The organism is Prolixibacteraceae bacterium, assembly GCA_019720755.1.
GTDB lineage: Bacteria > Bacteroidota > Bacteroidia > Bacteroidales > Prolixibacteraceae > Halosquirtibacter > Halosquirtibacter laminarini.
The window spans coordinates 1,105,605-1,118,310 of the sequence record CP081303.1 but is presented as its reverse complement, the minus strand read 5'-3'; the positions used below and the strand labels follow the sequence as shown (position 1 = coordinate 1,118,310).

Genomic DNA, 12,706 nt, shown 5'->3' with positions numbered 1-12,706 from the left:
TAAGCACCTACCAACCCAGTTCTTAAACCTTTTAATATCGTGTATACTTCTATCATCATATGGTTTTTTATTACAGCACTATTTTTAGTACTCGAATTTTCCAACTACAACTTCTATTTTCTAGCCATCTCTGTTGACTCATTTGCATGCGGGATACTCGGGCTTCTCTTCCCACAAATAGGCTTAAAATTTCAACTCATTTTCTTTCTTGCATTAGGGGTTATAGCAATCAGCATGCTCTACAAAAAGACCGAAAAGATGAGATATTATAACGAAGAGGTAAGGAAATCAGATGGCATACACTCTCGACTTAATGGACAGATCGTCATTGCAGAAGAGGATATTTTACCATACAGTATCGGCAAAGGAAACTTAGACCTTAAAATATGGTCTATCCGAAGCAAAGAGGCAATTAAGATTGGGGAGACAGTAGAAATCACTGGTTATGATAGCGGTGTCTTATGGGTAAAAAAAATTAAAAATATAAGTGAATACACTTTTCTATCGAGTAATGGATCAAAAAAAATCTAATAGACGTTAACAACTATACCATTCTGTAATATTTATCTCTACCTTGTGATAGAAATAGCACAATAGTTATGTGCAAATAACCTATTAAACAATTGAGATGAAATATTTTAACTACACACTTTTAATTTCTATACTTTCTACTTTTCTATTATCTAGCTGTGCAACCTCGAAGTTTTCATTAAAAAAAGATGTTAAAATCGCATCTTATTACCATCGTAATGAAGAGGGGAAAAAACAGATTGTTCTGATCGACCATCATGGAAATACACTTTTCATCTCTCCTGAAGAGATCGAAGGAACAGAAATGCAGATGGGCTATCAGCAAACAGTATCCATGGAGAAAGATAAGCAGAAAAATATCTATCATGTAAAGCAAGTGAAACAGACTGTGATGGATAGCGCATCTATACGCCTGAATGACATGTGGGTACTAAAGAAGATCAACGATAAAAAAATCGCAAAGAATGCTCCTACACTAACCATTAACCTTCGTAAAGAGACTGCCTATGGCTCGACAGGCTGCAATAGATATCATAGTCAATTTATGCTTTTAGGTGAGAAAAAGGTGGATTTTATCCGTATCGCATCTACTAAAATGCTATGTATGAATGCCAATTTAGAAACTGAATTTACTTCCACTTTAGAGAAGTGTGATGGATACGCTATTGCAAACAATCACCTTACCCTTACTAAAGAAGGAAAAGTGGTTCTAGACTTCCAAAAAGTAGACTAACATACTTAAGTTCAAATAAGAAAAAACCAAGTCCGTATATCCTTCGCTAGAAAACAGTGAAGGATATACAACGATACCCCCCTCCTCTTCTCAAATACATTCATGAAACATATGGTGCATAAAGCACCCTATAATTATTCAAAACGATTCATTTCCAAAAAATACAGCGTAAACAACTAGAAGACAATCAAAGATTATATTTGAGATCGAGAAAATATAATTTGAAATAGACTTCAAGACAACTTACACACCTTACGGGACAGTGCCATAGATCGAGAAAAAGAGCATATTGATCCTTACTTCGATTACATTTCACATACCCTTTAGATACCCTTTGGTTACCCTAGGAGTAACTGAAGGGTAACTGAAGGGTATCCAAAGGTAGGATGAAAGTAGTTTCAAAGTTATCCTCTGGAAGCACTAAAATAAACTTACACTCTTTTTCTAACATTGCCCAGTGCCACTTTTCTGGACAGTGCTACTCATTTAGTGATAGTTGTCACTGCAATCATATACCAATCAACGAGGAGATATGCTTCGTCATCCGAATAACTAGACGGATCCGAAAAGAACGATTAAAATAATTTCTATTCTCCTCGAACCAAACTACATATAAAACAAAGAACGATGACAATTTATTTTATCAAACCATAGAATGTAAAAAAACAAAGGTTCCTTACCCCCTTAAATAGCCCTACCCACAACCCCTAAAAACTAATTAATTTTTTGTACCTTTAGTTCATTACCCTAAATTAGATATACAAACAGAACATGAACAGAAGAACGATCTACTTAATTTTTTTCCTTATCATCACCTTCTGCTCTCTCCTACAGCTAGGACAGTGGGGGCTATTAGAAAGCAGCGAAGCTCGATATGCAGAGATTGCAAGAGAGATGGTCGCGAGTGGAGACTACCTTCAACCACAGTTACAGGGGATCTACCACTTCGACAAACCTCCAGTGACATACTGGATCACTGCTTTAGGACAAAATCTCTTTGGAAGCAATCCGTTTGGAAGTCGTTTTTTTCTCTCAATAGCCTATCTTTTACAACTCATTTTGGTATATACGATCTCTTTAAAGTGGTTTCAAAAGAAGCGACTCTCAGAGATCACGACCCTAATATATGCTTCATTACCAGTGATTATCATGTCGGTGCGCAATCTTACAACGGATGCATATCTGAACACCTTCTCATTATTGGCAATTCTACTCTATACCCTTTCGAGAAAGAGCAATCACCCCAATCGCTACCATATATTATGGGGAATTAGTTTGGCAACGCTCTTTATGATCAAAGGGCCAGTCGCATGGTTAATACCTCTATTAGCCATCTATCCAACCAATAAGATATGTCCAAGGCAAAAGAGGCTGAAGATGGTCACACCATGGGTTACTGCCCTACTTGCGATCTTTCTAGGAGGGATATGGTATGTTCAGCTAATGAAAAGTAATCCAGGATTATGGGATTTCTTCACAAAAGAGCAGTTGGTAGACCGTTTTGCCAATGCCAAGGCGATGAAGCGATCAGAGCCATTCTACTACTATCTTTATACATTTATCCCAAGCTTATTGCCTTGGGTATTCCTGCCATTCACGTTTAAGGTAGAATATAACTCAGATATCAAAAAGGCAATACTCTTTTTGGTGGCAATACCCCTACTCTTTTTCTCTATTTCAAGTTCAAAATTAATATTATATCCACTACCAACGGCCTTCGGTTTTGCATTGTGGTTTGGGTATTCACTTCACCAATTAGAGAAGTTAAAGAAAAACAGCAGGGTATTTCTATATATCAGTTTCTTTCTTCTTTTGCCAGTAGGAATGGGAATCTATACAGCACAGAATATTCCGAATATCTCTATTTGGTGGTATGTCCTCTTAATACTCGACTTCACTCTTATTGCGAGCATGGCATGCCTTCAAGAGAAGCGAATCAATGCGTTATTAGTCAGCTCTCTCACCATCCCTATGATGTTGGTACCTTATAGCCCAACCATCTTAAATTCGATGGAGTTAGAGATTAATGGCACCACTCCCGTCACAGAATTTCTACAACAAAGGGGGTTAGATAAAACAGCCGTAATAGTCTTTGATGAGAGGGTGGCCTCGTTTGACTTTCAGTTACAAAAACAGACCTATGCTATAGAGAATGGCAGTTATCTTCTTCAACGCAATACTTCATTCCAAAAGAATAAAGATTGGAAACGATATCTACTCCATTTTGGCACACAGAAAAGTCAAATTATCCAACTAGTAAATGATCCATCGGTACTAATATTCAAAAAGAGAGTTCCTGAGGAAGCTCGTTTCTTAACAAGAGCCTATAACAAACAGAAACAGTTCGGGAAATGGATCATCTATTATCATGATCAAGATATCGCACCTATTGTGGAGAGATAATTCTCAAATGACATAAAAAAAAGAGGGCGTTTATCTCCCATTAACGCCCTTTTTTTCACACTTAATATCGATAAGATAAAAGCGTATTTGCGTTGGTCTTTCGAACTCATCTTTTACTAGTACTATCGAAACAAAACTTAGAATAAGGGCTAAAAAGATTTTAATTCCAATGGGGCTATCATGATAGGTCCTCATTGTCCATTAGATCAGAACAAGATTTATAACCCTATTCCAATCAAAGAGAACATGGAAGCGCAAGCGGTTTCATTCCCTAATCGTGGAAAGAATATAATAAAGACACTATTCGAATCAACTAAAGACGTCTCAACTCCGATGCTTTCAAACTCTTCGAATTAAAACATTTCTTGGGAGTCGACAAACTATGGCGAAGACTGACGGTAAGCATATTTCGATCGTCCCAATCCCCCAAAAGATAGATACGTCGGAGTCCATAGTTCTGTATCTGCGTCCATTTCGTCAGAACATATTGATAACCTACTTGTAGGGTTCGCTTATCTTGGATCACAATTATATCGACAGTAAATTATCACGCAATAAAAAACAATCCAATAAGAATAGACGGTAAGCCGATAGATAGGGCATACAATTCAAATGAAGAAATAGAATCCCCCCCTATCAAACAGCTTGACTCAAGTAGAAAGCATAAAGAGATAGAAGAGTTCTATTCCATGTACATAGATATATGTTTGATAAATAAAACAAGCCAATTATTCAACAAAATAAGCTAGGAAACCACTGAAGATTAGAACTTTTATAGCCCTACATCCGTTTTCATACAGAAGGGAGAAGAGATCGAATCTTCAAAACAAATAGTCGAATAATTATCAGTAAGATGATAAAATCCTATAAAAACCCTCACTATAACTTGATTTCCATCATCACAATAGGGGCAAAGCATTAACTTTTTTTACATTTGCAACAGTTCTTATCTCATAAAAGGGGATTACCCACTAAAGAATAGTCTTCTTTTTGAGAGGAGTTCAAAGGATAAAAAAATTGAATATAACGATGAAAACAGCTCTGTTACATATCATTTAGTCACAGAGTCTGGGTTCAAAAAATATAACATTTTATTATGAAGCTATTAGAAGGAAAAACAGCTATCGTTACTGGTGCATCAAGAGGTATCGGTAAAGCCATTGCCTTACAATTGGCATCACAAGGATGTAATATCGCATTTACAGACCTTTTCTATGATGACAACGCAAAACAGACAGAAGAAGAGATCAAAGCTTTAGGTGTAAAAGCTCAAGGATATGGATCAGATGCTTCTAACTTCGCACAAACAGAAGAGGTAGTAGCAGCAGTTGTAAAAGAGTTCGGACGTATCGATGTATTGGTAAACAATGCAGGTATCACCATGGACACACTTCTTATGCGTATGACTGAAACTCAATTCGACAAAGTAATCGAAGTGAACCTTAAGTCGGTATTTAACTTTACCAAAGCATGTCAACGTACGATGTTGAAGCAGCGTTCAGGATCTATCGTGAACGTGAGTTCGGTAGTAGGTGTTAGTGGTAACGCAGGACAAGCAAACTACAGTGCTTCTAAAGCAGGTATCATCGGATTTACTAAATCGATCGCGAAAGAGCTTGGTAGCCGTAACATCCGTTGTAACGCAATCGCTCCAGGTTTCATCATCACAGAGATGACAGGTGCAATTCCAGAAGATGCTCGTAAAGCATGGGAAGCTTCAATCCCTATGCGTCGTGGTGGTACTCCAGACGAAGTAGCAAAAGTAGTTACTTTCTTAGGATCTGACCTTTCATCATACGTTAGTGGACAGGTTATTAATATCTGTGGTGCAATGAATACCTAATTAGACGTTTTTCTACACTGCTTGTTTCATGACAAGCATTCTACATGATAAACATCTAACATTAAAGCGATTAAGAGCGTTGAGAAACGATCTTAATCGCTTTTTTTATGTCGATATAGAATGTTTTTACACCTTCGTTATAAGTAAAAAAACACCTATTTTATAGGTTTATTTTGCAAATGTTGAAACAAATGTTTGACCCTGAGAAATCACCCTAAACCTCTATATAATGGCAACTTTCAAGATTGTAATTCGCGAAAAAGACAAAAAAGAGAACCGTTCTTACAATATTAAGATACAAATACCCCATAATCTGAGATCATAAAATATAGTGATACAGGAAACTATCAAGGTTCGTGAAATTTTAGTGAAGGGGGGGAAAATAACTCAATAGAAAACCCCATGAGTTAATAATCCTCATCATTCTTATTTGTGTAATCTTTGCTTCTCTTATTGGCATAGCCGACGGCACCGTAAAGAAGTTAATCGAATACTTAAGTTTAATTATTGCCTATCTGTTTGGAAGGCTTAAAAGATAAAAATATTTATTTGATTGTAGTATACAAAGAGAACATTTTAGTTGACACCTTGTTGTTAATTATATACTTTTGTAAACCAACAAAGAGATGTTATGAAAGATATTTTTTCTAAAAGACTTAAAAATGCTAGAATCAAACAGAACCTGTCATTAGACAAACTATCTGATTCAATGGACAAAATTGTCTCAAAAAATGCTTTGAGCAAATATGAAAAAGGCGAAATGCTTCCTAATAGTAATGTTCTTATTAAACTCTCAAATATATTAGAAGTCTCAATCGATTACTTTTTCAGACCTTTTGAAATCGTAATAGATCAACTTGAATTCCGAAAAAAGAGTAATCTACCTGTAAGTGATAAAAAAAGAATAGTAGAAACTGTTAAGGATTATATTGAAAGATATATTGAACTTGAGAATATTACAAACAAACAAGGAATATTTAAAAATCCAGCCGAAAAAATACATGTATTAGGTAGTGATGATGTAATTGATTCTGCGAATATAATTAGAAGAGAATGGGAACTTGGTAAAGCACCAATTCCTTCGGTTATTGATCTTTTGGAAAAAAATCATATCAAAATAATTGAGATAAATGCAGTTGCAAAGTTCGATGGACTAAGTGGATATATCAATGATGAAATCCCCTTTATTGTGATCAATAAGAATTTTAATGTTGAAAGAAAACGATTTACTATTTTACATGAATTAGGGCATATCGTTTTAAATTTCAATAAATATCTTGAACAAAATTCTATTGAAAAATATTGCAACGAATTTTCTAGTGAACTACTTCTTCCAGGAAGTGTTATTATAGATTTATTATCAAATAAAAGACATAATATCGTTTCCTCTGAAATAAGTAAAATTCAGGAACAATATGGTATCTCCTTTACTGCCATTGTATATAAGTTACAAGAATTGAATATTCTTCCTACTTATAAAGTAAAAAAATTCTTTATCAAAAGAAATTCAGAATCAGTATTTAAACAATATGTTGATAAATCTAGATATATGGCTCTTGAAGAATCTAATCGTTTCAATAGTTTAATTAATCATGCCATAACTGAAGAACTAATCACAATATCAAAAGCAGCAGCTTTAAGTATGAGTAATGTCAATGAATTAAAAGAGTCACTCACTTACATCTAACAATATGAACGATTTTGTGACTGTTACAGTTAATGACACGAATATACTTATTGATTTACATTCAATAGGACTACTTGAATTATTCTTTCAATTATCTATTGAAATTCATACTACTGATTTCATTGTTAATGAAGTTACAGAAAATGAACAAAAAGATATTTTAACTCGTAATATATCAAATAATAATCTACAGGTCAAAAGCTTTGATGCGAAAGAACTTTCTGACTTATTTTATTTTCACAGTCAACAAAAATCGAATGTATCAATTCCAGACTGTTCTGTTTGGAGTTATGCAAAAAACAATAACTATGTCCTACTAACTGGTGATGGTAATCTTAGAAGAGATGCACAAGAAGATGGAGTTGATGTAAGAGGCATATTATATGTTTTTACATTGTTACTAGATGAAAGATTAATCGACTATAATACTGCTATCTCCAAACTAGAAGCATTATTAAGAACAAATGCAAGGTTACCTCATAAATTGTTTAATAAGTATATTTCTGAATGGAAAAAGAAATTTTGATAAACATCTAAGAATTAAAAATGACACAAAATTAAAAAATCCGTCGCTTTTTTTAGTTGACTACAGTTCAGACTAAAAATATCAGCCGTTTTTTTAGTTGACTACAGTTCAAACTAAAAATATTAGCCATTATTGAACCGGTAGGGATAATGAAACCTATAGGTAAAAAATAGAGAAATCTACCCACTCCATTAAACCTATGGGTAAAAAACAGAGAAATCTACTCACTCTTTTAAACCTATGGGTAAAAAATAGAGAAATCTACTCACTCCGTTAAACAGAGAAGATTTCAAATATGCATAGAAAGCGAATATTATTTCATGTTCCAGGAACGCTATGCCCAGATGACAAACTTTAATGTGGCTATTAATAGAAACATGCGTAAAATTGGGGATATGTTGGGGATTCCAGGTTTAACCTTCTATTCCGCACGTCACTCCTGGGCCACCATCGCAGCCAACGAAGCAGGAGTCGACAAGTATCATGTCCACGTAGCTCTAAACCACGTAGACCCCATGATGCGTGTCACCGATATCTATATCAAGAAAGACTGGAGTATACTGGATAAAGCGAACCGAAAAGTTATTGACTACATGAAAAGACAAAAGACCTCATGAGTTGAGGTCTTTAAATATTATTTCTTAGAACCACCGTTATTACTTGGTGGTTTCGGTGGAGGATTAAAGTTAATGCTTGTGTTTAAACTTCTTCTTTCCATTGAAGTTTCTGAGTTCTGATTTGGATTTGGTTTAATAGCTCTATTTTTTGGCATAAATTAGATATTTAGTGATACAAAAATTACACAACTAATTATACCTAAAGATAATAAAATTAAAGTCATTATATTGAAGCATTTACTTTTTGCATTTTGCCTAAGCTGTTTCTTTCTTGTTCTGTAATAATATTTCTTTTTAATTTTGTAGAGTATCCGTTCGGCTACTCACGTATATGAAGATTGATCTTTTTTACTATAAAGATTATTTCCAGTTTTGAGGAAGTAAGTCATCGTATTTCGATGGCTTGGTGTCGGATATACGATTTAAGATATCTGTATACCATGCATGAGGTTCAACGTCTGCCATTTTGCACATTGAAGATAAAGTATAGAACATTGCTGCTCTTTTAGCTCCCTCTTCTGATCCTGCAAAGAGATAGTTTTTACGTCCAATGGCTACTGGACGTACTTTATTCTCCACATTATTATTGTCGATAATGTAGCTTCCATCTTCTGTATATTGGCACAGTTCATCCCATAGGTTTAGGCTATAGTTGATTGCTTTCCCAATAGGGCTTTTAGGTAATGCTGTAAGGGACTCTTTTTTTAACCATTTTTCGAGTTCCTTTAGTATAGGCACAGCAAGTTCTTGTCGAAGAAGATAGGTTTCTTCGATAGACAACTCTTTTTCCTGACTTGTTCTCTCTATCTTATATAGTTCTTGGATCTTTTTTAAAGCATATTCGGCACGAGTTCGATCATTTTCTTTTGCCTCAAAAAATTTCCGTCGAGCATGTGCCATACATGCTAACTTTATAATTTCTTTTTGATTTCCAAGTTTATGATAACCTTGATATCCATCTGTCTGTAGAACTCCTTTAAACTTTTTTAAAATCGATTCTGGTACAGAACCTTTTCGGGAGTTATCGTAAGTAAATAAACAACTCTTTATATTTGGAGCATAATAGATCCAGAAGTAACCAAGATGAGTGGCTCCTTGTTTCTTATCTGTTAGAACCTTGATACTTGTCTCATCGGCTTGAATATAGTCTGACTGGATTACTTTTTTCTCGATATGTTTGTATAGTGGAGAAAGTAGTTCAGCAGCCTTCCTTATCCATCCATTGATGGTTGCTTTAGGAAAATCAATTCCTGATCTTTTAAAGATCCCTTGGGCTCTATAAAGAGGTATATGGTCGTAGAATTTACCAACAATAAATTGACTTATTAATGAGTTTCCCGCCATACATTTGGGGATAAGATCCGACGGAAGTTCGGAGATGATAATGTTATCCTCTTCGGGTAAACGATATTTTGGACGAACAATTTGTCTTACATAAAGCTTACCTGGACTAAATTCAATCCTCTCAGATATCTCTTCTCCAATACGAGTTGCTCCCTCTGGGACATCATCAGGTTCAATCACTTCTACTTGACGAGGAAGGTCAGAAGGGATACTTTTTCTTTTTGCCTTTTTTTTCTTCTTAACAACCTCAATAACCTCCTCTTCTGGAGAAGATATCTGTAAGTCTTCTAGATTTTTCTCTTCGACTTCAAGAGCTAACTCTAATTGGTTCGGATCTTTATAGGTTTCTTTGGTTGAGCCAAAGATACGTCTCTTAAGATAGGCAATCTGTGCCTTTAAGGATTCGTTTTCTTGTTTTAAACTAGTAACTTCAGAGTCGACATTAGAGTATTCAGTCATCATCTTCTGGAGTTGGTCCAAAAGATCTTCTTTACTTACATCCTCTATGATATCGCTCTTATTCATGGTTTAAGGATACACATATTTATTTAAATAACATAACGTTTTTGTCTTTTATATTCTTTGACAAGAACACCTTCTATAAGAAGGACAAGATCAGTGTACTCAAGATGAATTGATGTTAAGTCTTTTATTTCAGGAGGTCTAAAGGTTCCTCTCTCTAGTCGTTTCACAAAAAGAACAAAACCACCTCTTTCCCATTTAAGTAATTTCATCATGGTACGACGTTTGTTCAGAAAGATAAATACATCACCCGAAGTAATATTGGCATCAATCTTATTCTGCACCAATCCGGATAATCCATCAAAACTTTTCCTCATATCTGTTGCTTCAGAATAGAGGTGAAAACGATCATTTGAAGATATTGATAACATCAGCCTTGAATTTGGATTAATGATCGAAGCGTCGATATTGTCGTTGCTGAAGAAAGTTGAAGGGTTACACCATTGGGATAAGTGATAACGATCTCTTCTTTTATTTGTGAGGTTTCATTGTCTAATGTGACAAAAAAACCTTGAGTTTCTTTAGAATACTCCTTCTTATATTTTGCCTTCCAATAACTATATACTGATAGTTTTATATTGTTCTGTTTACAGTAATCGATATTGCTTAGTCCACTATTGTGTTGTGCTTCTATGAGATCAAACATATGTGCTTTTTTACTCATCTATTTCTTTTTTTGATTACGTCTCAAAAATAGAAGGCTTTAAAATAATGCACAAGATGTGAATAACCGAACGCTTACTTTGTAGATATCATTTTCATCATCAAATCTTGATAATAGATTTATCTCATCTGATTTCATTTTTAACAATGAAGAGGAGATTTCACCTACAACAAAATGAGAAACTAGATTCAAAACTAGTGACAAAGCCAACATTACCCAACCTGCAATAATAATCCACTTAAAATCACAAGTTGAGAACTTTAGAATTTTATCTGTAAGTGTTAAAGAAATTGCCAAAGCTCCAGCAGAAATATACGTCTGTTTTTTCTCAAAAAGTTCCTGAGATTTTTCCATATGAGACTTTAATTGCTCAATATGATCATATTGATTAGACGTCTTCTCTTTTGCAATTGTCTCGAGAATGAGATCTAACTTTTTCTTAATTTCTTCCATTAAAGCAACAATAAATAAAACGACAATACAAGATACAAAATAATCCATTTTGTATAATATAGTTTTGTTTTGGAGCCATGTAGTAAACAATGGCAAAAAGAATAATTAAAGAAAGACTGAAGTTTTATGAATATGACCTAAAGAATAGATGTTGACTATATATGAAAAAAAAGACCTCACGAGTTGAGGTCTTTTCTTTTCTCTCAGTAATCAATTCAAGTTAGCTAATAACTTCTCTAATAAATCAGCATCTTCAGGCTTTACAGACTTTCTAAAATCAGAAAGTCTTTCTTTAGGAACATCTTTCAATTCAATCCAATCTTCTTTATTAAAATCAAATTGACTGTTATCATACTCATGTAGTACAGTTCCATCTTCGAACAAAGTATAATCATCGTCTAAAGTTAATTTTCTCGTTTTTTGTGATGAAGCAATTTTTCTTTTATCCATAAATAAATTACATAAAATTATTAAATACCTGTAACCATACCATGACGATTGACTTTCACGGCTATAAAAACTTTATAATTACGATATAAAAATACAAAAAAACTGATTAATTTAACAAAACATAATATTTTTACACTCTATATTACATAACATGAAATTCTAACTTATAAATGTCAGTACAAAAACAATTTAAGAGACAAGGGGAGCGAATGACTGCGGCTTTTCTATGGTCCATTATCTTTGGACTATTATTTACTAAAATTGGGCGAAGAATATTATTAGTATTAATTATAATTGGTGGGATAGTCTGGTTTGTTTCCGGTCCCAAAGATGGACCATACAAAGGGTATGTTCATAATCGCTATGCCTTTTGCGACAAACCTTATGGTAGTGAAATAAAAGGGATGCAGATTAATGATACTCTTACCATTCTTGGAGGAGAAACAGAGGAGGAGTTTCAAAAGGTATTGTATAAAGGAGATACAATTTACACTAGATACAATACAGTTTTTGGCACGATATTTTTTGATGGCTGCAATGCTAAACCTTTTACAAAATGGGATGCACTAGAAGCATTATCTTACAGGATCAATTCTAAGAAACAGAAAGATGATCTGATAGTATTAAACAATCCCAAGAATGAAAAGATTAATATGGACGACAGGATTAAGGATGGAACAAAGCTTGTATTCTACTCCTATTCAGATGACACATCCATAGAAGTTAGAAAAGCATCTTCTTCTCCAGGAGGAACAAGGTTCCGTGTACCTCTAGAGCAATTAAGAATAAACTGGAAGTATGTAAAAAAGAAATTTCCAAGGGCAATCTATTAAATAAATAAAGCCTCTCAATCATTGAGAGGCTTTATTTATTTAATAGGTTAAGATATTCGTCATTTCTTTTTGAAAAGCTTTCCGATAAAACCACAAAACG

Annotated in this window: 14 protein-coding genes; 9 read left to right on the top strand and 5 right to left on the bottom strand. The window is 34.2% G+C overall.

Translation table 11 applies throughout. The annotated features are described in order from the left end of the window. Positions 1–39 precede the first annotated feature (39 nt). From K4L44_04745 to K4L44_04710, 8 genes are all read left to right on the top strand, one after another. Entirely contained in the window at positions 40–531 is a 492-nt protein-coding gene (locus tag K4L44_04745; GenBank protein ID QZE15143.1) for an NfeD family protein, read from the top strand. A gap of 97 nt (positions 532–628) precedes the next feature. Further along, positions 629–1,264, top strand: coding sequence for an META domain-containing protein (locus tag K4L44_04740; GenBank protein QZE15142.1), 636 nt, complete (start codon positions 629–631; stop codon positions 1,262–1,264). A gap of 771 nt (positions 1,265–2,035) precedes the next feature. Then, positions 2,036–3,667 (top strand): glycosyltransferase family 39 protein, encoded by a 1,632-nt coding sequence (locus tag K4L44_04735; protein ID QZE15141.1) that lies wholly within the window; start codon positions 2,036–2,038, stop codon positions 3,665–3,667. Positions 3,668–3,847: 180 nt separating this feature from the next. Next, a complete protein-coding gene (locus tag K4L44_04730; GenBank protein QZE15140.1) occupies positions 3,848–4,024 on the top strand; it encodes a hypothetical protein in 177 nt (58 codons plus the stop codon). Positions 4,025–4,763: 739 nt separating this feature from the next. After that, positions 4,764–5,510: a 3-oxoacyl-[acyl-carrier-protein] reductase gene (gene fabG / locus K4L44_04725; protein QZE15139.1), complete on the top strand. Its 747-nt coding sequence runs from the start codon at positions 4,764–4,766 to the stop codon at positions 5,508–5,510. A gap of 631 nt (positions 5,511–6,141) precedes the next feature. Beyond that, a complete protein-coding gene (locus tag K4L44_04720) occupies positions 6,142–7,197 on the top strand; it encodes an XRE family transcriptional regulator (GenBank protein ID QZE15138.1) in 1,056 nt (351 codons plus the stop codon). Between the two features lie 4 nt (positions 7,198–7,201). Beyond that, positions 7,202–7,723 carry a hypothetical protein gene (locus tag K4L44_04715; GenBank protein QZE15137.1) on the top strand — a complete coding sequence of 174 codons (522 nt, stop codon included), beginning with the start codon at positions 7,202–7,204 and terminating at the stop codon, positions 7,721–7,723. A gap of 344 nt (positions 7,724–8,067) precedes the next feature. Further along, positions 8,068–8,340, top strand: coding sequence for a hypothetical protein (locus K4L44_04710; protein ID QZE15136.1), 273 nt, complete (start codon positions 8,068–8,070; stop codon positions 8,338–8,340). A gap of 360 nt (positions 8,341–8,700) precedes the next feature. On the opposite strand, the gene K4L44_04705 is transcribed toward K4L44_04710, so the two are convergent. The 5 genes from K4L44_04705 to K4L44_04685 form a co-directional block, all read right to left on the bottom strand. Further along, complete coding sequence (locus tag K4L44_04705; GenBank protein QZE15135.1) at positions 8,701–10,209, bottom strand: IS66 family transposase; 1,509 nt, start codon at positions 10,207–10,209, stop codon at positions 8,701–8,703. Positions 10,210–10,232: 23 nt separating this feature from the next. Beyond that, on the bottom strand, positions 10,233–10,577 hold the full coding sequence (gene tnpB / locus K4L44_04700; protein ID QZE15134.1) for an IS66 family insertion sequence element accessory protein TnpB: 345 nt from the start codon (positions 10,575–10,577) through the stop codon (positions 10,233–10,235). Next, positions 10,577–10,870, bottom strand: a complete 294-nt coding sequence (locus K4L44_04695) for a hypothetical protein (GenBank protein QZE15133.1) — start codon at positions 10,868–10,870, stop codon at positions 10,577–10,579. The genes tnpB and K4L44_04695 overlap by 1 nt, the downstream gene beginning before the upstream one ends. A gap of 39 nt (positions 10,871–10,909) precedes the next feature. After that, positions 10,910–11,371 (bottom strand): hypothetical protein, encoded by a 462-nt coding sequence (locus K4L44_04690; GenBank protein ID QZE15132.1) that lies wholly within the window; start codon positions 11,369–11,371, stop codon positions 10,910–10,912. A gap of 162 nt (positions 11,372–11,533) precedes the next feature. Further along, on the bottom strand, positions 11,534–11,773 hold the full coding sequence (locus tag K4L44_04685; GenBank protein QZE15131.1) for a hypothetical protein: 240 nt from the start codon (positions 11,771–11,773) through the stop codon (positions 11,534–11,536). Between the two features lie 170 nt (positions 11,774–11,943). On the opposite strand from K4L44_04685, the gene K4L44_04680 reads away from it, so the two are divergent. Beyond that, the gene (locus K4L44_04680) at positions 11,944–12,606 is read left to right on the top strand and encodes a hypothetical protein (GenBank protein QZE15130.1); all 663 of its coding nucleotides are present in this window, start codon (positions 11,944–11,946) and stop codon (positions 12,604–12,606) included. The last annotated feature ends 100 nt before the right edge of the window (positions 12,607–12,706 follow it).

What these genes read in the sequence shown, in the direction of transcription:
- K4L44_04690 (QZE15132.1), bottom strand. Translation starts at nt 11,371, where the DNA reads ATGGATTATTTTGTATCTTGTATTGTCGTTTTATTTATTGTTGCTTTA.
- K4L44_04705 (QZE15135.1), bottom strand. Translation starts at nt 10,209, where the DNA reads ATGAATAAGAGCGATATCATAGAGGATGTAAGTAAAGAAGATCTTTTG.
- tnpB (QZE15134.1), bottom strand. Translation starts at nt 10,577, where the DNA reads ATGTTATCAATATCTTCAAATGATCGTTTTCACCTCTATTCTGAAGCA.
- K4L44_04710 (QZE15136.1), top strand. Translation starts at nt 8,068, where the DNA reads ATGACAAACTTTAATGTGGCTATTAATAGAAACATGCGTAAAATTGGG.
- K4L44_04680 (QZE15130.1), top strand. Translation starts at nt 11,944, where the DNA reads ATGTCAGTACAAAAACAATTTAAGAGACAAGGGGAGCGAATGACTGCG.
- K4L44_04735 (QZE15141.1), top strand. Translation starts at nt 2,036, where the DNA reads ATGAACAGAAGAACGATCTACTTAATTTTTTTCCTTATCATCACCTTC.
- K4L44_04740 (QZE15142.1), top strand. Translation starts at nt 629, where the DNA reads ATGAAATATTTTAACTACACACTTTTAATTTCTATACTTTCTACTTTT.
- fabG (QZE15139.1), top strand. Translation starts at nt 4,764, where the DNA reads ATGAAGCTATTAGAAGGAAAAACAGCTATCGTTACTGGTGCATCAAGA.
- K4L44_04695 (QZE15133.1), bottom strand. Translation starts at nt 10,870, where the DNA reads ATGAGTAAAAAAGCACATATGTTTGATCTCATAGAAGCACAACACAAT.
- K4L44_04685 (QZE15131.1), bottom strand. Translation starts at nt 11,773, where the DNA reads ATGGATAAAAGAAAAATTGCTTCATCACAAAAAACGAGAAAATTAACT.
- K4L44_04715 (QZE15137.1), top strand. Translation starts at nt 7,202, where the DNA reads ATGAACGATTTTGTGACTGTTACAGTTAATGACACGAATATACTTATT.
- K4L44_04730 (QZE15140.1), top strand. Translation starts at nt 3,848, where the DNA reads ATGATAGGTCCTCATTGTCCATTAGATCAGAACAAGATTTATAACCCT.
- K4L44_04720 (QZE15138.1), top strand. Translation starts at nt 6,142, where the DNA reads ATGAAAGATATTTTTTCTAAAAGACTTAAAAATGCTAGAATCAAACAG.